Source organism: Amycolatopsis sp. NPDC051061 (assembly GCF_040682935.1).
Lineage (GTDB): Bacteria > Actinomycetota > Actinomycetes > Mycobacteriales > Pseudonocardiaceae > Amycolatopsis.
In genome coordinates this window covers 106,996-126,288 of record NZ_JBFBBZ010000016.1, presented here as the reverse complement: position 1 = coordinate 126,288, position 19,293 = coordinate 106,996, and the positions used below count along the sequence as shown (strand labels likewise).

21 protein-coding genes are annotated in these 19,293 nt (G+C 71.2%); 17 read left to right on the top strand and 4 right to left on the bottom strand.

Annotation, left to right across the window (positions count from 1 at the left end; genetic code table 11):
• Window positions 1-5: 5 nt before the first annotated feature.
• Window positions 6-299: an iron-sulfur cluster biosynthesis family protein gene (locus AB0N03_RS22945; protein ID WP_360674847.1), complete on the top strand. Its 294-nt coding sequence runs from the start codon at window positions 6-8 to the stop codon at window positions 297-299.
• A gap of 44 nt (window positions 300-343) precedes the next feature.
• On the opposite strand, the gene AB0N03_RS22940 is transcribed toward AB0N03_RS22945, so the two are convergent.
• From AB0N03_RS22940 to AB0N03_RS22925, 4 genes are all read right to left on the bottom strand, one after another.
• Window positions 344-1,465 carry a glycerate kinase gene (locus AB0N03_RS22940; protein ID WP_364375116.1) on the bottom strand — a complete coding sequence of 374 codons (1,122 nt, stop codon included), beginning with the start codon at window positions 1,463-1,465 and terminating at the stop codon, window positions 344-346.
• Entirely contained in the window at window positions 1,462-2,400 is a 939-nt protein-coding gene (locus AB0N03_RS22935) for a D-glycerate dehydrogenase (RefSeq protein WP_364375113.1), read from the bottom strand. Before AB0N03_RS22935 ends, AB0N03_RS22940 begins: the two co-directional genes overlap by 4 nt.
• Window positions 2,401-2,430: 30 nt before the next feature.
• The gene (locus tag AB0N03_RS22930) at window positions 2,431-3,318 is read right to left on the bottom strand and encodes an SGNH/GDSL hydrolase family protein (protein WP_364375110.1); all 888 of its coding nucleotides are present in this window, start codon (window positions 3,316-3,318) and stop codon (window positions 2,431-2,433) included.
• 106 nt (window positions 3,319-3,424) lie between these two features.
• Window positions 3,425-5,512, bottom strand: a complete 2,088-nt coding sequence (locus AB0N03_RS22925; protein ID WP_364375107.1) for an alpha-galactosidase — start codon at window positions 5,510-5,512, stop codon at window positions 3,425-3,427.
• 76 nt (window positions 5,513-5,588) lie between these two features.
• On the opposite strand from AB0N03_RS22925, the gene AB0N03_RS22920 reads away from it, so the two are divergent.
• From AB0N03_RS22920 to AB0N03_RS22845, 16 genes are all read left to right on the top strand, one after another.
• Window positions 5,589-6,779 (top strand): ROK family protein, encoded by a 1,191-nt coding sequence (locus tag AB0N03_RS22920; RefSeq protein ID WP_364375104.1) that lies wholly within the window; start codon window positions 5,589-5,591, stop codon window positions 6,777-6,779.
• A gap of 20 nt (window positions 6,780-6,799) precedes the next feature.
• Window positions 6,800-8,065, top strand: a complete 1,266-nt coding sequence (locus AB0N03_RS22915) for a sugar ABC transporter substrate-binding protein (RefSeq protein ID WP_364375101.1) — start codon at window positions 6,800-6,802, stop codon at window positions 8,063-8,065.
• Window positions 8,062-9,015: a sugar ABC transporter permease gene (locus AB0N03_RS22910; RefSeq protein ID WP_364375099.1), complete on the top strand. Its 954-nt coding sequence runs from the start codon at window positions 8,062-8,064 to the stop codon at window positions 9,013-9,015. The genes AB0N03_RS22915 and AB0N03_RS22910 overlap by 4 nt, the downstream gene beginning before the upstream one ends.
• Window positions 9,015-9,848: a carbohydrate ABC transporter permease gene (locus AB0N03_RS22905; protein ID WP_364375096.1), complete on the top strand. Its 834-nt coding sequence runs from the start codon at window positions 9,015-9,017 to the stop codon at window positions 9,846-9,848. Before AB0N03_RS22910 ends, AB0N03_RS22905 begins: the two co-directional genes overlap by 1 nt.
• Window positions 9,849-9,870: 22 nt before the next feature.
• On the top strand, window positions 9,871-11,172 hold the full coding sequence (locus tag AB0N03_RS22900; protein WP_364375093.1) for a glycoside hydrolase family 27 protein: 1,302 nt from the start codon (window positions 9,871-9,873) through the stop codon (window positions 11,170-11,172).
• 168 nt (window positions 11,173-11,340) lie between these two features.
• Window positions 11,341-12,150: a CoA-transferase gene (locus AB0N03_RS22895; protein ID WP_364375090.1), complete on the top strand. Its 810-nt coding sequence runs from the start codon at window positions 11,341-11,343 to the stop codon at window positions 12,148-12,150.
• A complete protein-coding gene (locus AB0N03_RS22890; RefSeq protein WP_364375087.1) occupies window positions 12,147-12,284 on the top strand; it encodes a hypothetical protein in 138 nt (45 codons plus the stop codon). Before AB0N03_RS22895 ends, AB0N03_RS22890 begins: the two co-directional genes overlap by 4 nt.
• Window positions 12,281-13,033 carry a CoA-transferase subunit beta gene (locus tag AB0N03_RS22885; protein WP_364375084.1) on the top strand — a complete coding sequence of 251 codons (753 nt, stop codon included), beginning with the start codon at window positions 12,281-12,283 and terminating at the stop codon, window positions 13,031-13,033. Before AB0N03_RS22890 ends, AB0N03_RS22885 begins: the two co-directional genes overlap by 4 nt.
• Window positions 13,030-14,211: a thiolase family protein gene (locus AB0N03_RS22880; RefSeq protein WP_364375081.1), complete on the top strand. Its 1,182-nt coding sequence runs from the start codon at window positions 13,030-13,032 to the stop codon at window positions 14,209-14,211. The genes AB0N03_RS22885 and AB0N03_RS22880 overlap by 4 nt, the downstream gene beginning before the upstream one ends.
• 12 nt (window positions 14,212-14,223) lie before the next feature.
• Complete coding sequence (pcaH, locus tag AB0N03_RS22875) at window positions 14,224-14,961, top strand: protocatechuate 3,4-dioxygenase subunit beta (protein ID WP_364375078.1); 738 nt, start codon at window positions 14,224-14,226, stop codon at window positions 14,959-14,961.
• On the top strand, window positions 14,958-15,512 hold the full coding sequence (pcaG, locus tag AB0N03_RS22870) for a protocatechuate 3,4-dioxygenase subunit alpha (protein ID WP_364375075.1): 555 nt from the start codon (window positions 14,958-14,960) through the stop codon (window positions 15,510-15,512). The genes pcaH and pcaG overlap by 4 nt, the downstream gene beginning before the upstream one ends.
• Before the next feature lie 23 nt (window positions 15,513-15,535).
• The gene (pcaD, locus tag AB0N03_RS22865; protein ID WP_364375072.1) at window positions 15,536-16,312 is read left to right on the top strand and encodes a 3-oxoadipate enol-lactonase; all 777 of its coding nucleotides are present in this window, start codon (window positions 15,536-15,538) and stop codon (window positions 16,310-16,312) included.
• A gap of 11 nt (window positions 16,313-16,323) precedes the next feature.
• Window positions 16,324-16,728 (top strand): 4-carboxymuconolactone decarboxylase, encoded by a 405-nt coding sequence (gene pcaC / locus AB0N03_RS22860; RefSeq protein ID WP_285998970.1) that lies wholly within the window; start codon window positions 16,324-16,326, stop codon window positions 16,726-16,728.
• A 10-nt stretch (window positions 16,729-16,738) separates the two neighbouring features.
• Window positions 16,739-17,569 (top strand): IclR family transcriptional regulator C-terminal domain-containing protein, encoded by an 831-nt coding sequence (locus AB0N03_RS22855; RefSeq protein WP_364375068.1) that lies wholly within the window; start codon window positions 16,739-16,741, stop codon window positions 17,567-17,569.
• Complete coding sequence (locus AB0N03_RS22850; RefSeq protein ID WP_364375065.1) at window positions 17,562-18,179, top strand: nucleotidyltransferase family protein; 618 nt, start codon at window positions 17,562-17,564, stop codon at window positions 18,177-18,179. The genes AB0N03_RS22855 and AB0N03_RS22850 overlap by 8 nt, the downstream gene beginning before the upstream one ends.
• Before the next feature lie 243 nt (window positions 18,180-18,422).
• Window positions 18,423-19,292, top strand: coding sequence for a MoxR family ATPase (locus AB0N03_RS22845; RefSeq protein ID WP_364375062.1), 870 nt, complete (start codon window positions 18,423-18,425; stop codon window positions 19,290-19,292).
• Window position 19,293: the final 1 nt, after the last annotated feature.

Here is a 19,293-nt window from a genome sequence, read left to right as displayed (position 1 = left end):
CGAAGATGCTGACCGTGACCGAAGCCGCCGCCGAGGCGATCACCGCGCTGACCAGCCAGGGGGAGGGCGAAGCCGGGCTCCGCCTGGCGGTCCAGAACGCGGACGGCGAGAGCGCCCAGCTGGCGCTGTCCGTCGCCCCCGAACCCGCGGAGGGCGACAGCGTGCTGGGTGTCGAAGAAGGCCCGAAGGTCTTCCTGGAACCGCAGGCCGCCGCGTTGCTCGACGACAAGGTGCTCGACGTCCAGGAGGACGAAGCCGGCGGAGTCGCCTTCGCCGTCTTGCCCCAGCACACGAGCTGACCGCGGCGGACGGGCCTTTCGCCTTGGCGCGGAAGGTCCGTTCGCTAGCGGGCGGCCCACTCGCGGACGAGTTCCGCGGCGCGCGCCCGCAGCAGTTCCGCCGCGTGCGCCCGCGCGTGGTCGAGGGACGGCGCGTGGTCGGTCAACGCGCTGCTCCCCACCACTCCCAGCCGAGCCAGCCCGGCGGCATCGAGCTGGATCCGGCCCGCCAGTGCCAGCAACGGCACGCCCCGCGCCCGCGCCCGGTCCGCGATCCCGGCCGGTGCCTTGCCGTGCAGGCTCTGCTCGTCGAGCGAACCCTCACCGGTGATGACGAGATCGGCGCCGTCGAGGGCTTGGTCGACGCCCGTCAGCCCCGCGATGAGGTCGAACCCGGATTCGACGACGCCACCGAGAGCGATCGCGCCCGCGGCGACCCCGCCGCCGGCACCCGCGCCCGGGATCCGCGAGACGTCCGGAGCGCCACCCACCTGCAGCGCGTGCGCCCACCGGCCCAGCGCTTCGTCGAGCAGTGCCACCTCCGACGGCCCCGCGCCCTTCTGCGGCCCGAACACCGCGGCTGCGCCTTCCGGGCCCAGCAACGGGTTCGTGACGTCGGTGGCGACCGCGACGCGCACGCCGTCGAGGCGCTCTCGCGCCGGTGTCAGCTCGGTCGACGCCACCCGCGAAAGCGTGCCGCCGCCCAGGCCGACCGGCGCGCCGAACGCGTCCAGCACGCCGGCGCCGAGCGCGCCCAGCATCCCGGCGCCGCCGTCGGTGCTCGCTGTGCCGCCGACCGTCAGGACCAGCCGGCGAGCGCCGTGCATCAGCGCGTCCGCGAGCAGCTCCCCGACGCCCCAGGTGTGCGCGCCCAGCGCGGTTTCCGGGCTGGGTTCGACGAACTCGATCCCGCACGCGCGCGCCGATTCGACGTAGGCGGTGCCGTCCAGCACCGCGTAAGAAGCCTTGACCGGCTCCTCGAGCGGTCCGCGGACCGTCAGCCGGACGATTCGCGCGCCCGCCGCTTCGAGGACGTCGAGGGTGCCTTCGCCGCCGTCGGCGACGGGACAGGTGACGATTTCGGCGTCCGGCATCGCGTCGCGCACCCCGAGCGCGATGGCCTCCGCGGCCTCGACCGCGGTGAGACTGCCCTTGAACTTGTCGGGCGCGATGACGACACGGGTCACGGCTTCACCTCCGTCAGCGGGGGACGCCCGGCGAGCACCGCCGCGACGTTGCGGGCCGCCAGCACGGCCATCGCGGTGCGGGTCTCGACCGTGGCGGACCCGAGGTGCGGGCTCAGCACGACGTCGTCGCGGCCGAGCAGCCGCGGTTCGACCTCGGGCTCCTTCTCGAACACGTCCAGCGCGGCGCCCGCGATCTCCCCGGCTTCGAGGGCGTCGGCCAGCGCGGCTTCGTCGACGACCGGGCCGCGCGTGGTGTTCACCAGGTAGGCGCCGGGTTTCATGGCGCGCAACGCGGTCGCGTCGATGAGGTGCCGGGTCTCGGGGGTCAGCGGGCAGTGCAGCGAAACGACGTCCGAGCGCGCCAACAGCTCCTCGAACGACACGAAGCCGTCACCGCGGTTCGTCCGTCCCGAGTAGACGATCGACATCCCGAACGCTTCGGCCCGTTTCGCCATCGCGCGGCCGATCTGGCCGAAGCCGACGATCCCGAGCGTCTTGCCCTGCAAACCCGACCCGAGCAGGAAGCCGAGGTGGAACGACCACGGCGTGCGCGAGCGCAGCAGCCGTTCGCCCTCGCCGATCCGCCGCGTGAGCGCCAGCAGCAGACCGAAGGCGAGGTCGGCGGTGGCGTCGGTGAGCACGCCCGGGGTGTTCGTGACGACGATCCCGCGTCCGGCCAGCGCGGGGACGTCGACGTTGTCGTAGCCGACGGCGACGTTCGCGACCACCTTCAGCCCGGGCCCGGCGGCGTCGGCCAGCGCGCCGTCGAGCCGGTCGTGCAGCATGCCGACCACCGCGTCCGCGCCGGCCACGAACTCGTGCAGCTCCGCGGGGGTGAGCGGCCGGTCCAGGTCGGACACGGCCACCTCGCCCGCCTCGGCCAGGACCTTCACCGCGTCGTCGGGAATCCATCGGGTCACCGCGATCTTGGGCACCCCGACAGCCTAGTTCACGGCACCGGCGAGTCAGCCGTGCCGAACCGCGTCCAGGACGATCTCCGACTGGGCCGCGGCCCCGGCGCCGTTGGGGTGGAAGGGGAACGCGAGCAGCAGCGGGTTGCTCGTCGAGATCGGGATCAGGCCTTCGGCGTAGCGCACGGTGGGCGCCTGGCACGCGTCGTGCCCGACGGTCGGGGTGTAGGTGTCGACGAGTTCGGCGTCGTCGGCCGCGGCGACCCGCGCGAGCATGGCGTTCATCTGGAGGAACTTGGCCTGCAGGTAGGCGACGTCGCCGTCGGCGATGGGGATCACCGGCCAGCACCCCTTCCCGCTCGCGGGCAGCCCGGCGAGGTAGTTCACCAGCAGGACCCGCGCCTGCGGCGAGCGCTCGTGGATCTGCTGAAGCGCGTTCGCGACCTTCGGCTCGGACGCCGCGACAGCGTTTTCCAGCTGGTCGACGCCGCCCGCGGTGAACTTGGCCTTGCACGTGCTCACCGGCAGGAGGGTGAGGCACTTGGTCACGGCCGAGGCGAGCCCGATGTCGTTGCCGCCGATGCCGACGGTCACCAGGTCCGTGGTGGGCGTGAGCCGGTCGAACTGCGGCGGGTTCGTCCCGCCCAGCGGCAGCTTCTGCGGCTGCGTGAAGTCGGGCGTCGCGGCGCCGCCGCAGCTCGCGTCGCGGAAGGTCTCGACGCCCAGCGCGCCCGCCACCTCGTGCGGGTAGTCCGAAGTGGACTGCGCGCAGTCGAGCGGGGTGAACTCGGTGGTGGGCGGGAAGGTGACGAAGACGTCGGCGGTCCACGAGTCACCCAGGGCGACGTATTCGTGGTAGCCCGCACTCGCCGACGCCGGAGCGGCGAAGGCGAGCATGGCGAGCGCGGGCACGACGAGCAGAGCGGACAGGCGCTTGCGCATGCTGCCTCCGTTGGCGAGCGTGGTGAAGGACTTTCACACTCAGCTCGCCGCCGGTGGAAAGTCAATCGAGGTCACCCGCCCCGGTCACGCCGATCGGCGTGGGTAATCAGACCCTGGTCAACCGCACGACGGCGCTCGCGTACCCGCTCCCCGGCAGGTCGACCTCGAGTCCGTGGCTCAGCAGCACCGCGCCGTCGTGCACGACGCCGTCCCGGTCGCGGTACCGCGAGGACGGATCCAACCCGGCCAGTCGCGGCGGCGTGACCGGCCGCGCGAACTCCGCCGGCCGCCGCCAGAAGAACACGACCACCTCGCCGTCCAGCACGTACTGCACCGCCGTCAGTGCCGACTTCGCCGGGTCGGCCAGCCGGTAGAGCTCCCCGTGCTGCACCACCGGCCGGATTTCCTTGTACAGCGCGACGAGCGACGCCGCTTCGTCGAGTTCGGCGGCGCTCCAGCGCGGCAGGTCGCCGCCCAGGCCGAGCACCCCGGCCATCGCGACGTGGAACCGGAAGCTCAGCGGCGCCTCGCGGCCGGTGGTCGGGTTCGGGCTGTCGGTGACCCAGGCCGACATCGTGCCGGCGGGGTAGAGCTGGCCGTAGCCGTGCTGGATGGCGATCCGGTCGGCCGCGTCGGTGTTGTCGGACGCCCAGATCTCGTCGGTGCGCGCGAGGATCCCGAGGTCGGTGCGCCCGCCGCCGCCCGCGCAGCCCTGGATCCGCAGGCCCGGGTGGTCGGCCCGCAGCCGGTCGAAGATCGCGTACACCGCGCGGACGTGGTCGACCCACAGCCGTCCGGGATCGTCGCCCGACGGCCAGCCCGCCTCGGTGAACGCGCGGTTCATGTCCCACTTGAGGTAGTCGATCCCGTGCTCGCCCACGAGCCGGTCGAGCCACTTGTGCGCCCAGTCCGCGACGTCGGGACGCGCGAAGTTCAGCACGAGCTGGTTCCGCAGCGTGGTCCGTGACCGGTTCGCCATGTGCAGCACCCAGTCCGGGTGCGCGCGGTAGAGGTCGCTGTCCGGGTTGACCATCTCCGGCTCGACCCACAGGCCGAACTTCATCCCGTGCGCGTGCACCGCGTCGACCAGGGGCCGCAAGCCGGCCGGGAAGCGCTGGTCGTTGGCGGTCCAGTCGCCGAGCCCGGCGGTGTCGCCGGTGCGGGCGCCGAACCAGCCGTCGTCCATGACGAACAGTTCCGCGCCGAGCTTCGCGGCCGCCTCGGCCAGCGAGGTTTCGGTCCGCTCGTCGACGTCCCAGCCGGTGGCCTCCCAGGAGTTGTAGACGATCGGCCGCAGTTCCTCGGGGTGCGGCTGGACGAACTCGCGGACGTAGGCGTGCCACCGCCGGCTCGTGCCGCCGAAGCCGTCGGCCGCGTAGAGCCCGGCGAACACCGGCGTCTCCCAGGTTTCGCCGCGTGGCAGCCGCCAGGTGACGTGCTCGTGGCCGAACCCGCCGGTCCACGTGACGCGGCCGGTGTGCGTGTGTTCGACGGTGATCCGCCAGCTCCCGCTCCACGCCAGCGCGGTCGACCACACCTCGCCGGACGTCTCGGTCGCGTCGCCCGCGTCGAGCATCACCCACGGGTTGACCTGGTGGCTGGACACCCCCCGACGGCTGGTGAGCGTGGTTTCGCCGACCGGCAACACTTCGCGCAGCACGCCGTACTCGGCGCTCCACGCGCCGGACGTCCGGGTGAGCCGCGCGCCATCGCGCCGGGGGAGCGTCCAGGACGCGGAATCCGTGCGCAGCAGGGAAATCGGAGCTTCGCCGGTGTTGCGCAACGACGTCCAGCGCTCGACGACGTCGCCGCGGAGGCGGTAGTGCAGCGAAAGCTCCAGCGGGAAATGCCGGTCCGCGAGGCGCACGACCAGGGAGTCCTCGGTGCTGGTGTGCCCGGCGTACCGCCACTCGAGCGCCGACGTCCCGTCCTCGTACCGCACGGCCAGTGCCGCGACGCCGAAGAAGGCGCCCCCTTCGGCCGGCAGTTCCTGTCGCTCGTCACCCGGCTCGTCGAAGCTGCTGTCGGCCGGGTTGCGGCGCGCGGCGACCTGCGTGGCCTGGGAGAGCGTCAGGGGCGGACCCCAGTGGACGTGCCGCGGCCGGTCGTCGGCGTCGAGCCGGAAGGCGTACGAGCTCTCGGGGGTGCGCAGCAGCCAGAGCCGGTGCGCGGGGTCGTGTTCGACGAGCGACATGATCCCGAGCGTAGGCATGACCAGCCGAAAAATAAATTCTTGACGAAGTTAATTAATCCTGCCTACCCTTCCGGCCATGCCTCGCAGTGCACCGGCAAGGGCGCCGATCACCAGTCCCGCGGCAGCGACCGTGTTCACCACGGTCCTGACCGAGGGGCCGGTTTCCCGCGTCGACGTCGCCCGGCGCACGGGTCTGTCGTCGGCCGCGGTCACCAAGGCGGCCCGGCCCTTCATCGAAGCCGGCTACCTCGAAGAGCTCGCCTCCGAAGGGCGGACCGGCCCCGGCGCCGGGCGCCCCGCCAACCCGCTCGCGATCCGCCCCGACCGCGAATACTTCGTCGGCGTCAAGATCACCGGCGACGACCTGATCGGCGTGGTCACCGACCTGCGCGCCGACGTCCGCGCCAGCGCCCACCACGCGCTGACGAGCCACGACACCGGCCACGTCGTCCGGGCGCTGGCCGACCTGGTCGGCGAGCTGCTGGCCGGCCCGACCCCGGACGGCACCAGCAACCTCCGCGAGCGCGCCTATTGCCTGGGCGTCGCGGTGTCCGGCGACGTCGACCGCGCGTCCGGCGTCGTCCGGTACTCGCCGTTCCTCGGCTGGCGGGACGTCCCCTTGGCGTCCCTGCTGGAAGGCGCGACCGGGCTGACCGTGACGCTGGAGAACGACGTCAAGGCGCTGACCGTGGCCGAGCAGTGGTTCGGCGAGGGCGTCGGCGCGTCGTCGTTCGCGCTGGTCACCGTGGGTACCGGGATCGGCAGCGCGCTGGTCGTCGACGGCGCGCTGGTCCGCGGCGCGCACGGCGTCGCCGGCGAGATCGGGCACGTGCCGGTCGCCGACGGCGGCCCGCTGTGCCACTGCGGCGGCCGGGGCTGCGTCGAGGCGATCGCGTCCACCGAGGCGATCCTGACCCGGGCCCGGCTCATCACGGGAGAACCCGGGTTGACCATGGCCGACGCCGTGACGCGGGCTCGCGGCGGTGACGAGCCGTTGCGCGAGGTGTTCGCCGCCGCCGGGCACGCGATCGGGCTGGGGCTGGCCGCGCTGGTCAACCTGTTCGGCCCGGAACGAGTCGTCGTCTCGGGGGAAGGCGTCGCCACCTACGACCTGTTCGAGGACCAGATCCGCCGGACCTTCGCGGTCCAGGCGTTCGGCAGTGCCGCCCGGTGCGGCCTGGTGATCCGGCCGCTGCCGTTCGAGGAGTGGGCGCGGGGCGCGGCCGCCGTCGCCATCCAAAGCCTTTTCGTCGCCGAGAGCGTTTAAGGAGAAGTCCCGTGAGCCCCATGAACCGTAGAAGCTTCCTGGTCGGTTCCGTGCTGTTCGCCGGGGGAGCGGCCCTCGCGGGCTGCACCTCGGACCCGCTGAACAAGAACGCGGGCGCCACAACGGGGGCGAAGGTCACGTTGCAGCAGTGGTACCACGCGTACGGCGAATCCGGGACGCAGCAGGCCGTCCAGCGCTACGCGCAGGAGTTCACCAAGGCCAACCCGGACATCGCGATCCACGTCAGCTGGATCGCCGGCGACTACGAGACCAAGCTCAACTCGGCGATGCTCACCGCGCAGGCGCCCGACCTGTTCGAGCTCGGCGACTTCCGGTACCAGAACGTCAAGAACGGCCTGCTCGCGCCGCTCGACGACGTCATCGCGCCGGCGAAAGCCGACTTCAGCCCGGCCGCGCTGGACACGGTGACGGTCGACGGCAAGGTCTACGGCGTCAAGATGATCGACGACGTCATGATGCTGTACTACCGCAAGAGCGCGCTGCAGGCCGCGGGCGTGCAGCCGCCGCGGACGTTTGCCGAGCTGCTCGACGCGACCCGGAAGCTCACCACGGGCAAGCAGAAGGGCCTCTACGTCGGCACCGACGGCGTCGGCGAGGCCGCGACGCTGCTGCTCTGGTCGTCCGGCGGCGACTTCTTCGACAGCAGCGGCAAGAAGGTCGCCTTCGCCTCGCCCGAGGCCGTCGCCGCGATCGCCGGGCTCAAGCAGCTGCACGACACCGGCGGCCTGCTCCAGGGCTACCCGACCGACTGGTCCGACCCCGGCGCGTTCGCCAACAGCGCCACGGCGATGCAGTGGGGCGGCCTGTGGTCGCTGCCGGACATCAAGAAGGCGCTCGGAGACGACTTCGGCGTCGTCGCGTGGCCGAAGTTCGGCGACGCCGGCAAGCCGGTCGCCCGCGTCGGCGGCTGGTACCAGCTGGCGAACGCGAAGTCTCAGAACTTGGATGCCGTCAAGAAGTTCATCGACTGGCTGTGGATCAAGAACGCCGACCTGCAGAAGGACTGGTGCGTCAAGTACGGCTTCCACATCCCGGCCCGCAAGCCGGTCGCCGCGCAGACGACCGAGTTCTCCAGCGGGGCGGCGAAGGACGCCGTGACGATCTCGCAGCAGAACGGCAAGTCCTACTCGGGGCTGTGGAACAAGGCCTCGGCGACGCTGTTCCTGCAAGCCGCGACGAAGATCGCGAACGGGGCGGACCCGGCCGCCGAGCTCGGGGACGCGGCGAAGAAGGCCCAGGCCGAAGTCGACAAGCAGCTGGCATGACCGCCTTGATGGAGGCTCCGACGGTCACGGTGGCGGCGAAGAAGCGTCGCCGTCGCCGGGACTGGCGGGCGATCGGCGCGTTCGCCGTGCTGACCGGGCCCGTGGTGATCGGGCTGGGGCTGTTCAAGTACGTCGCGATCGCGTGGAGCTTCCTGCTCAGCTTCAACGACGCCCGCGGCACCATCTCCATCGGGCACTGGATCGGCTTCGACAACTACGCGTTCCTGCTCGGTGACGACGCCTTCCTGACGTCGCTGTCGACGATCGCGCTCTTCACCGTGTTCATCGTGCCGATCACGTTCGTCGCGTCGCTCGGCCTCGCGGTGCTGATCAACAGCATCAAGCGGGGCAAGGCGTTCTTCCGGACGATCTTCCTCATCCCCGCGGCGGTGTCGTACGTCGTCGCGGCGCTGGTGTGGAAGATGGCGCTGTTCAACGGCCTGCCTTCGGGCGTCGCGAACGTCCTCGGCGGGCTGTTCGGCGCCGACCCGGTGCCGTGGCTGTCGGAGACGAGCCCGCCGGTGTACTGGGTCGCGGTGGTGACGCTTCGGCTGTGGCTGCAGGTCGGGCTGTACATGATCCTGTTCCTGGCCGGGCTGCAGGCGATCTCGCCGTCGCTCTACGAGGCCGGCGAGCTGGACGGCACGACGAAGTGGCAGGCCTTCCGCTACCTCACGCTGCCGCAGCTGCGGAACACGTCGGTGGCGGTGCTGCTGCTGATCCTGATCGCCGCGTTCCAGGCCTTCGACGAGTTCTACAACCTGTTCGGCACCGGGCTTTCGGGCACCGCGACGGCGCCGGTGAAGCCGCCGCTGGTCTACCTCTACGACTCCGCGCTCGGCGACCAGAACTACGGCGTCGGCTCGGCGGGCGCCTTCCTGCTGACCGTGCTCATCGTCGTGATCACCCTGCTGCAGGGCCGGTTCGTCGGCTTCGGGAAGAAGGACTGATGGCCGTCCTCGCCGCCCCTCGGAAAGCGCCGAAGTACGTCCTCGCCACGGTGCTGTCGGTGATCTTCCTGCTGCCCTTCTACATCATGCTGCGCAACGCGCTGATGACGCGGCAGCAGGTCACCTCGCCGGACTGGTCGTGGCTGCCGGACCCGCTCTCGTGGGTCAACTTCGGCGACCTGTTCGCCGACGCGTCGGTGCCGATGGCGCACTCGTTGTGGAACTCGTTCCTGGTCGCGATCAGCACGGCGCCGGTCGGCACGCTGTTCGGTTCGATGGCCGGGTACGCACTGGCCCGGATCAACGTGCCCGGGCGGCGCGCGGTGTTCACGTACGTGCTGGTCACGCTGATGATCCCGCAGTCGGTGACGTTCGTGCCGACGTTCGTCGTCGTCGGCTCGATGGGCGGGGTCAACACGGAGTGGGGGATCATCGCGCCGAACCTGTTCAGCGCGTTCACCGTGATCCTGTTCCGCAACTTCTACCTGCGGTTCCCCGTCGAACTCGAGGAAGCGGGCCGGCTCGACGGGCTCGGCTACCTCGGCGTCTACCGGCGGCTCGTGCTGCCGAACTCGGGGAGCATGATCGCGTCGCTCGGCGCGCTGATGTTCATCGAAAGCTGGAACGCGTTCCTGTGGCCGCTGGTGATCGGGCAGGACCCGTCGTCGTGGACCGCGCAGATCGCGCTCTCGACGTTCCTGACCGCCCAGTCGGTCAACCTGCCGGCGCTGTTCGCCGGTGCTCTGGTCACCATCGCGCCGCTGGTCGCGATGTTCCTGGTCGCCCAGCGGTTCATCGTCAGCGGGATCGCGGCGAGCGGGCTCAAGGAGTAGGTCCCCTACCGAGGAGTGTTCATTGAAGCGCTTCCTATCCGTTTTCCTCGCTGTCCTGGGTATTTCCGTCTTTTTGGTGCCGTCGGCCGACGCGCGGACGCCGTTCGTCAAGCCGTTCATGGGCTGGAGCAGCTGGAGCCTCGAGTCGTCCACTCGCGCGGGTTACGGCACTTCGTGGCTGAACGAAGGGCACATCCGCGACGCGGCTTCGGCCATGGCGTCGAAGCTCAAATCTGCGGGCTACACCTACGTCAACATCGATTCGGGCTGGAACGCGGACCTGTCGTGGGTGTTCCACACCGACGTCAACGGGATTCCGACGCCTGATCCGGGCCGCTTTCCGTCCGGTATCCCGGCTTTGGCCTCCTCCGTGCACGGGCTCGGCCTGAAGCTCGGTCTGTATGCCGTGACCGGGCTCGAGAAGGAGGTCTACGACAAGAACGCGCCGATCGCCGGGACCTCGTGCCACGCCCAGGACATCGCGTACCGGCCGCTGACGCCGTCCAACGGCTGGGGCGGGAACTGGAAGGTCGACTTCACGAACCCGTGCGCGCAGAAGTACTACGACTCGATCGTGGCCCGCTTCGCTTCCTGGGGCGTCGACTTCCTCAAGGTCGACGGGACGACCGCGGACAACGTCGCGGACCTCAAGGCGTGGTCGGCCGCCATCGATCACTCACGGCGGCCGATGTGGCTGACCGCGAGCGCGTGGCCGGTGCCGCGGTCCATCGGCCCGGCCCTGGCGCCGTACGTCAACGGCGTCCGGGTCGACACCGACATGGAGTGCTACTGCGACACGGTGTCCAGCTGGGACAGCTCGGTGAAGGCGCGGTGGGCGGACCTGCCCGGCTGGCAGGGTCTTTTCGGTCCGCAGTACCGGCCGGACCTGGATTCGATGCCGATCAGCAACAACACGGGGTCCGGCATCCAGGACGGGATCTCCGACGTCGAGCGGCAGAGCGTGATGACGTTCTGGTCCATGGCGTCCTCGCCGCTGTACGTCGGCGGAGACATCTACTTCCTGGACGCCTCCGCGGTGTCGATCCTGACGAACCCCGAGGTCATCGCGGTCGACCAGTCGGGTACTTACGCGACTCAGGTGACCGGCGGCGACCACCAGGTGTGGACGAAGCGCGCGCCGGACGGCCGGGTGTACGCGGCCGTCTACAACCTGGGTTCCACGCCCGCGGACATCACGGTGGACCTTGCCGGGGCGCGCTCGGTGCGTGACCTCGTCGCGCGAAAGGACCTCGGGCGGTTCCGGGGCTCGTGGACGGCTTCTTCAGTGCCGCCGCACGGCTCTCGCCTGGTGCGGATCGGCTGACGTTTTCTCTCGAAGGGGGACTTTTCTCGCTGCGCACGCGAGGAAAGTCCCCTTCGTCGTGCCTGCGTCATCCATTGGGTGGAAGACGTCTGGTCGGACCCCCGGGCGTCGTGCTATGTTCGGTTGCAGAACGAGTGTGCGTCATGCGAACGAATGCGGGAGAGTGAGATGGCAGAGCTGCTGTCACTGGAGGAGGCCGTCGGCCGGCTGGTGCACGACGGCGACACCGTCGCGCTCGAGGGCTTCACGCACCTCATCCCGGTCGCGGCCGGGCAGGAGATCATCCGGCAGGGCCGGCGGGGTCTCACGCTGGTGCGGATGACCCCCGACATCGTGTACGACCAGCTGATCGGCGCGGGCTGCGCGAGCAAGCTGATCTTCTCGTGGGGCGGCAACCCCGGCGTCGGCTCGCTGCACCGCTTCCGTGACGCGGTCCAGCACGACTGGCCGGTGCCGCTGGAGATCGAGGAACACAGTCACGCGGGCATGGCGAACCGGTACGTCGCCGGCGCGTCCGGCCTGCCGTTCGCGGTGCTGCGCGGCTACACGGGCACGGACCTGCCCGCGCAGACCGAGACGATCAAGCCGATCACGTGCCCGTTCACCGGCGAGCGGCTCACGGCGGTCCCGGCGCTGAACCCGGACGTCACGATCGTCCACGCCCAGCGCGCCGACCGTCAGGGCAACGTCCAGATGTGGGGCATCACCGGCGTCCAGAAGGAAGCGGTCCTGGCGGCGAAGCGCTCTCTGGTGACGGTGGAGGAAATCGTCGACGAGCTGGAGCCCCGGGTGGGCGCGGTGATCCTCCCGGCCTGGGTGGTCACGGCGGTGGCCGAGGTCCCGGGCGGCGCGAAGCCGTCGTACGCGGCCGGGTACTACGAGCGCGACAACTCGGCGTACCAGGCGTGGGACGAAGTGGGCCGTGACCGCGAGGAGTTCACGAAGTGGCTGAACGAGCTGACCGGGGTGAAGGCATGAGGCGCCCCCGGCACGCGCCTGCCGGGCCGGTCGCCGCCTCCTTCCCCGGGGCGGCGGCCCCCGGCCGGGTCCGCAGCACCGCGCTCGACTCCACCACCGGCAACGCCCGCAAGACCGCGGAGGTCCCGGCATGAGCACCGACTACACCGCCGACGAGATGATGAGCGTCGCGGCGGCCCGCGCCCTCGGTGACGGCATGTCCTGCTTCGTCGGCATCGGCCTCCCGAGCAAGGCGGCGAACCTCGCCCGCCGCGCGCACGCCCCGAACCTCACGCTGATCTACGAATCCGGCTGCCTGGGCGCCAAGCCGTCCCGCCTCCCGCTGTCGATCGGCGACGGCGAACTGGCCGACACCGCCGACGCCGTGGTCAGCGTCCCGGAGGTGTTCAACTACTGGCTCCAGCCGGGCCGCATCGACGTCGGCTTCCTCGGCGCCGCCCAGCTGGACAAGTTCGGCAACATCAACACGACGGTGATCGGCTCGGACTACCACGACCCGAAGGTCCGCCTCCCGGGCGCGGGCGGCGCCCCGGAGATCGCGGCGTCGTGCGGCGAGGTGTTCATCGTGCTGCGCCAGAGCCCCCGCGCCTTCGTGGAGAAGGTCGACTTCGTGACCTCGTTCGGCCACGGCTCCGGCAAGGGCGACCGCGAAAAGCTCGGCCTCCCGGGCCAGGGCCCGACGCTGGTCGTCACCGATCTCGGCCTGATGCGCCCCGACCCGGAGACGGCCGAGCTGACCCTCACCGAGCTGCACCCGGGCGTGGAGCTGGACCAGGCGATCAAGGCGACGGGGTGGAAACTGAAGGTCGCCGACGACCTCAAGGTCACCCCCGCCCCGACCGAACAGGAGCTGACCGTGCTCCGAGAGCTGGAGAAGGCATGACCGACGTCTACGTCCTCGACGCGATCCGCACCCCGTTCGGCCGCTACGGCGGCGCACTGGCCGGCGTCCGCCCGGACGACCTGGCCGCCGGGGTCCTCAAGGCCCTCCAGCGGCGTACCGACCTCGATCCGTCCACAGTGGACGAGGTAACCCTCGGCGACGCGAACGGCGCGGGCGAGGACAACCGCAACGTCGCCCGCATGGCCACCCTCCTGGCCGGCTGGCCGACGAGCGTCCCCGGCAACACCGTCAACCGCCTGTGCGGCTCCGGTCTCGACGCGGTGATGCAGGCCAGCCGGGCGATCCAGGTCGGCGACGCCTCCCTGGTCGTCGCCGGCGGGGTCGAGTCCATGACCCGCTCGCCGCTGGTCATGCCCAAGCCGGAGAAGGCCTTCCCGGCCGGCAACCAGACCCTCTACAACACCGCGCTCGGCTGGCGCATGGTCAACCCGGCGATGCCGTCGCAGTGGACGATCTCCCTCGGCGAGTCCACCGAAAAGCTCGCCGAGCGCTACGGCATCGGCCGCGACGAGCAGGACGCCTTCGCCGCCCGCAGCCACGTCAACGCCGCGAAGGCGTGGGACGAAGGCTTCTACGACGACATGGTCGTCCCGGTCGACGGCGTGGAGCTGGCCCGCGACGAGGGCATCCGGCCCGACTCCAGCTCCGAGAAGCTGGCCAAGCTGAAGCCCGCCTTCCGCAAGGAAAACGGCACGGTCACGGCGGGCAACGCCTCCCCGCTGAACGACGGCGCGTCGGCGCTCCTCCTCGGCGACGAAGCGAGCGCGAGCCGGCTCAACGCGACCCCGCTGGCCCGGATCGCCGGCCGCGGCGCGGCGGGCGTCGACCCGGACGCCTTCGGCATCGGCCCGGTGCGCGCGGCGGAAATCGCCCTCGAGCGTGCCGGCATCGGCTGGGACGACCTGGCCGCCGTCGAGCTCAACGAGGCCTTCGCCGCGCAGTCGCTGGCCTGCCTGCGCGACTGGAAGAAGCTCGACCCGGAGATCGTGAACACCCACGGCGGCGCGATCGCGATCGGCCACCCGCTCGGCGCGTCCGGCGGCCGCATCCTCGGCACCCTGGCGCACGACCTCCACCGCCGCGGCGGTGGCTGGGGACTCGCCGCCATCTGCATCGGCGTCGGCCAGGGCCTGGCCGTCGTCCTCGAAGGCCGGTAAGGGAGAGAAGACGTGGCTACTCCGACCGAATTCAGGCTGCCCCGCTACGGCGAAGACCCCGAAGGCACGCACCCGCCGCTCGGCTACCCCGGCTACCGCTCCACGGCGCTGCGGCACCCCAAGCAGGACTTGGTGCTGCTCCCGCAGATGCTGACCGAGGTCACCGGCCCGCTGCTCGGCCCGGGCCGTCTCGGCGAGCTCGACAACGACCTCACCCGCCGGCACGACGGTGAGCCGCAGGGCCAGCGGATCATCGTCACCGGCCGGCTGCTCGACGGCGACGGCCGCCCGGTGCGCGACTCCCTCGTCGAGATCTGGCAGGCGAACGCGGGCGGCCGCTACCGGCACACCGGCGACCGCTGGCCGTCGCCGCTCGACCCGAACTTCGACGGCGTCGGGCGCGCCCTGACCGACAGCGACGGCCGCTACACCTTCACTACCATCAAGCCGGGCGCATACCCGTGGAAGAACCACGACAACGCCTGGCGTCCCGCGCACATCCACTTCTCGGTGTTCGGCTCGGCGTTCACCCAGCGGCTGGTCACCCAGATGTACTTCCCGGACGACCCGCTCTTCTACCAGGACCCGATCTTCAACTCCATCCCGGACGAGAAGGCCCGGCAGCGCATGGTTTCGCGCTACGACCACGAGATCACGCAGTCGGAGTGGGCGCTGGGGTTCCAGTTCGACATCGTGCTGCGCGGGCACAACGCGTCGGTGTTCGAAGAGGAAGAGGACGAAGACGAATGACCAAGCTGCTTCCCACCCCTTCGCAGACCGTCGGCCCGTACCTGTCGATCGGGCTGCCCTGGCCCGACGGCCCGCACGTCGTGCCCGAGGGCACGCCCGGTGCGTTCTGGATCCGCGGCATCGTCCGCGACGGCAACGGCGACCCGGTCCCGGACGCCATGATCGAGACGTGGCAGGCCGATCCGGACGGTGGATTCCGCCACCCCGACGACCCGCGCGGCGAGGCGTCCGGCGACTTCCGCGGCTTCGCCCGCTGCCCGACCACCCCCGACGGCACGTACGGGATCCTCACCCTGCTCCCGGGGGCGGTGCCCGGCGAGGGCGGCGCCACGCAGGCCCGCCACATCGACGTGTCGGTGTTCGCGCGCGGCCTGCTCAACCGGTGCGTCACGCGGATCTACTTCGAGGACCAGGACAACTCGGCAGACCCGGTGCTGGCGACGGTCCCGGAGGAGCGGCGCGGCACCTTGATCGCGGCGAAGACCGAAGACGGCTACCGCTTCGACGTGCGCCTCCAGGGCGAGGGCGAGACGGTGTTCTTCCGGTTATGACGAACGCGAACGGAGGTGACGGCGTGGGTGCAGTCCGGCTGCACAGGGTCGTCGAAGGGCCCGAAGACGGTCCGGTGGTGGTGTTCGGCGGATCGCTCGGCAGCGACCTCCGGATGTGGGAACCCCAGGTCGTGCCGCTGTTGGAGCGCGGCTTCCGCGTGGTCCGCTACGACACGCGCGGCCACGGCGCTTCGCCGGTGCCGCCCGGGCCGTACGACCTCGAGGATTTCGGCTTCGACTTCCTCGCGCTGCTCGAAGACCTCGGGGTCGCGAAAGCACACCTCGTGGGCTTGTCGCTCGGCGGGATGACGGGCATGTGGCTCGGCGCCCACGCCCCGGACCGGATCGCGAGCCTGGTGCTGTGCTGCACGTCCGCGAAGCTCGGCCCACCGCAGATGTGGGCCGATCGAGCCCGGACGGTCCGCGAAAAAGGCACCGGTGCGGTGGCCGCCGCCGGCGTCACCCGCTGGCTGACGCCGGCCTACGCCGAGCGGCACCCGGACCGCGCCGCGTTCCTGCGCTCGATGATCGCCGCCGTCCCGGCCGAGGGCTACGCGGCCTGCTGCGGCGCGATCGAGCGGATGGACCTGCTGGACGTGCTGCCGAAGATCACCGCGCCGACGCTGGTGATCGCGGGCGCCGACGACCCGGCCACCCCACCGGAAGGCCACGCCGACCTGATCGCGGCGGGCATCCCGGGCGCGCGGCTGGAGGTCGTGCCGGACGCCGCGCACCTGGGCAACTACGAACAGCCCGAAGAATTCACGAGGCTGATCCTCGAGCACCTGGAGGCGCTGTGACACCGAAAGACATGACCGGAGATCGGCACGAGCAGGGCATGAAGGTCCGGCGCGAGGTGCTCGGCGACGAGCACGTGGACCGCGCGGTCGCGGGCACCACGGACTTCAGCCGCCCGTTCCAGGACTACATCACCGAGGGCGCGTGGGGCTCGGTCTGGGCCCGCGACGGCCTCGACCGCCGGACGCGCAGCTGCGTCACACTGGCGGCGCTGACCGCGCTGCAGGCGCACAACGAGCTGGCGATGCACGTCCGGGCCGCGATCCGCAACGGGCTCACGGCGGCGGAGATCGGCGAGGTCCTCCTGCACACGGCGGTCTACGCCGGCGCGCCGGCGGCGAACGCCGCGTTCGCCATCGCCCAGCGCACCCTCGCCGAGCTCGGCGAGCCGAGCGCCCGGCCGGCCGACGCCGGATAAGGTGCCGGGCATGGACGCGGGGAGGCCCATCGAAGCCGAGCTGGACAGCGACCCGGCGCACCGTGGTGCCCACCACGTGCAGTCGCTGGAGCGCGGGCTGGCCGTGATCAAGGCCTTCCACGCGGACGCGTCGGAGCTGACCCTGAGCGACGTCGCCCGCGCGACGGGCCTGACCCGCGCGGCGGCCAGACGTTTCCTGCTGACCCTGACCGACCTCGGCTACGTCCGCACGGACGGCAAGTACTTCTCGCTGACGGCCCGCGTCCTGGAGCTGGGCTACTCGTACCTGTCGAGCATGACGCTCCCGGAGGTGGCCCAGCCCCACCTGGAGCACCTGTCAGCGGGGGTCCACGAGTCGAGCTCGGTATCGGTCCTGGAGGGAACGGACATCGTTTACGTGGCGCGGGTGGCGGTCTCGCGCATCATGACGGTGAGCATCAACGTGGGAACCCGCTTCCCGGCGTACGCGACGTCGATGGGGCACGTCCTGCTGGCCGGCCTGAGCAAGGCGGAGCTGGAGGCGTACTTCGTGGTGGCGAAGCTGGATCGCTTGACGGACCGCACGGTCACGGCCCCGGAGAGCCTCCGGACGGAACTGGCCAAGGTGACCGACCAGGGCTGGGCCATGGTGGACCAGGAGCTGGAGGAAGGCCTCCGCTCGGTGGCGGCCCCGATCCACGACCGCACGGGCCGCGTGGTGGCGGCGGTGAACCTGTCGACGCACGCAAGCCGCACAACGGCGGAGTCGGTGACGAAGGACCTGGTACCACCCCTGCTGGAGACGGCCCGCGCGATCGAAGCCGACCTGGCCATCGGGGCCCCGGGCCGAGCCCATGGCTGACCACAGACCGACCCGGCACTCGGCACCCCGCGAGCCCATACCTGCCGTCGCCGGCCTCCTTCTCGCTGCCGGGGCCGGCCGCCGGTTCGGTGGCCCGAAAGCCCTCGCCGAACTCGACGGCCAACCTCTCGTCCTGCGCGCACTCGCGCTTCTGGCCGCGGCCGGTTGCGACCCCATCCGAGTCGTCGTCGGGGCGGCGGCCGACGAGGTCGGCGCGCTCCTGCCCGACCCGGCCCAAGCCGTACGGGCCGAGGGCTGGGAGACCGGCATGGGTGCCTCCCTCAAGGCCGGCCTGGCCGCCCTTTCCGACGAGACCGGGCCCGTCGCCGCGCTGGTGCACCTCGTCGACCTGCCGTGGGTGGGCGCCGACATCCTCGCCCGGATCGCCGCCGGCGCGACGCCCGAAACCGTCGCCCGCGCGGCCTACGACGGCGTCCCCGGCCACCCCGTGCTCCTCGGCCGCCACTGGTGGGCCGAAATCGCCGAAACCGCTCAAGGCGACCGCGGCGCCCGAGACTGGCTGGCCGGCCGCCCCGACCTCAGGCTCATCGAGTGCGCCGACCTCGGCAGCGGCCGCGACGTCGACCACCGCGCCGACCTCCCCACCTGACCCCCACCACCGCAACCCACGCCGAACGCAAGCCGACCCTCCAGGTACGCGAGCCGACTCCCCAGGTACGCGAGTCGACCCTCCAGATACGCAAGCCGACTCCCCAGGTACGCGAGTCGACCCTCCAATCACGCGAGTCGACCTCCCAATCACGCGAGCCGACCCCGCAGCACACAGGCGTCGAGCCGACCACCCCCCGACGATGACCCGCGCCCGGCCGCCGCGCCGCCTACGATCGACAGCGTGACCGACTCGCCTGAAGAACTCGCCGCCGCGCTGGACGCCACCGGTTACCTCGCCGATGACGGGCTCGCCACCGCCGGGTTCCTCGCCCTCCGCATGGGCCGTCCGCTGTTCTGCGAAGGCGAACCCGGCACCGGCAAGACCTCGCTCGCCATCGCGCTGGCCACCGCGCTCGACCGGCCGCTCGTCCGCCTCCAGTGCCACGAGGGCATCGACGCCGCCCAGGCGCTCTACGAATGGGACTTCCCGCGCCAGCTCCTGCACCTGCGCGCCCTCGAAGCCGCCGGGGACGGGCGGGTCGACGTCGAGACCGCCGAACGCTCGCTCTACACCGAACGCTTCCTGCTCGCACGCCCGCTGCTGCAGGCCTTGATCACCTCGCCGTGCGTGCTGCTCGTCGACGAGATCGACCGCGCCGACGACGAGTTCGAAGCCTTCCTCCTCCAGTTGCTCGACGAGCACGCCGTGACCATCCCCGAATACGGCGAAGTCCGCGCCGAAGTGCCGCCGCTCGTGGTCCTCACCTCGAACCGGACCCGCGAAGTGCACGACGCCCTCAAGCGCCGCTGCCTCTACCACTGGCTGGAACACCCGGATCTGGCGCGCGAGGTCACGATCCTGCGTCGGAGGATCCCGGATATCGGCGAGCTCCTGGCCCGGCAGATCGCGGAAGCCGTGCACCGTCTCCGCGAGATGGATCTGCTGAAGCCGCCGGGGGTCGCGGAGTCGCTCGACTGGGCCCGGGCTTTGCAGGCGCTGCACCGCGACGAGCTGGACGCGGCCTCGGCGGCGCGGACGCTCGGCGCCGTCCTGAAGTACAGCGAAGACCTCGACCGGGTCCGCGCGAAACTCGACGCGCTGTTCGCCTGAG

What these genes read in the sequence shown, in the direction of transcription:
- AB0N03_RS22945 (WP_360674847.1), top strand. Translation starts at nt 6, where the DNA reads ATGCTGACCGTGACCGAAGCCGCCGCCGAGGCGATCACCGCGCTGACC.
- AB0N03_RS22930 (WP_364375110.1), bottom strand. Translation starts at nt 3,318, where the DNA reads ATGCGCAAGCGCCTGTCCGCTCTGCTCGTCGTGCCCGCGCTCGCCATG.
- AB0N03_RS22925 (WP_364375107.1), bottom strand. Translation starts at nt 5,512, where the DNA reads ATGTCGCTCGTCGAACACGACCCCGCGCACCGGCTCTGGCTGCTGCGC.
- AB0N03_RS22920 (WP_364375104.1), top strand. Translation starts at nt 5,589, where the DNA reads ATGCCTCGCAGTGCACCGGCAAGGGCGCCGATCACCAGTCCCGCGGCA.
- AB0N03_RS22915 (WP_364375101.1), top strand. Translation starts at nt 6,800, where the DNA reads ATGAACCGTAGAAGCTTCCTGGTCGGTTCCGTGCTGTTCGCCGGGGGA.
- AB0N03_RS22910 (WP_364375099.1), top strand. Translation starts at nt 8,062, where the DNA reads ATGACCGCCTTGATGGAGGCTCCGACGGTCACGGTGGCGGCGAAGAAG.
- AB0N03_RS22905 (WP_364375096.1), top strand. Translation starts at nt 9,015, where the DNA reads ATGGCCGTCCTCGCCGCCCCTCGGAAAGCGCCGAAGTACGTCCTCGCC.
- AB0N03_RS22895 (WP_364375090.1), top strand. Translation starts at nt 11,341, where the DNA reads ATGGCAGAGCTGCTGTCACTGGAGGAGGCCGTCGGCCGGCTGGTGCAC.
- AB0N03_RS22890 (WP_364375087.1), top strand. Translation starts at nt 12,147, where the DNA reads ATGAGGCGCCCCCGGCACGCGCCTGCCGGGCCGGTCGCCGCCTCCTTC.
- AB0N03_RS22885 (WP_364375084.1), top strand. Translation starts at nt 12,281, where the DNA reads ATGAGCACCGACTACACCGCCGACGAGATGATGAGCGTCGCGGCGGCC.
- AB0N03_RS22880 (WP_364375081.1), top strand. Translation starts at nt 13,030, where the DNA reads ATGACCGACGTCTACGTCCTCGACGCGATCCGCACCCCGTTCGGCCGC.
- pcaG (WP_364375075.1), top strand. Translation starts at nt 14,958, where the DNA reads ATGACCAAGCTGCTTCCCACCCCTTCGCAGACCGTCGGCCCGTACCTG.
- pcaC (WP_285998970.1), top strand. Translation starts at nt 16,324, where the DNA reads ATGACCGGAGATCGGCACGAGCAGGGCATGAAGGTCCGGCGCGAGGTG.
- AB0N03_RS22855 (WP_364375068.1), top strand. Translation starts at nt 16,739, where the DNA reads ATGGACGCGGGGAGGCCCATCGAAGCCGAGCTGGACAGCGACCCGGCG.
- AB0N03_RS22850 (WP_364375065.1), top strand. Translation starts at nt 17,562, where the DNA reads ATGGCTGACCACAGACCGACCCGGCACTCGGCACCCCGCGAGCCCATA.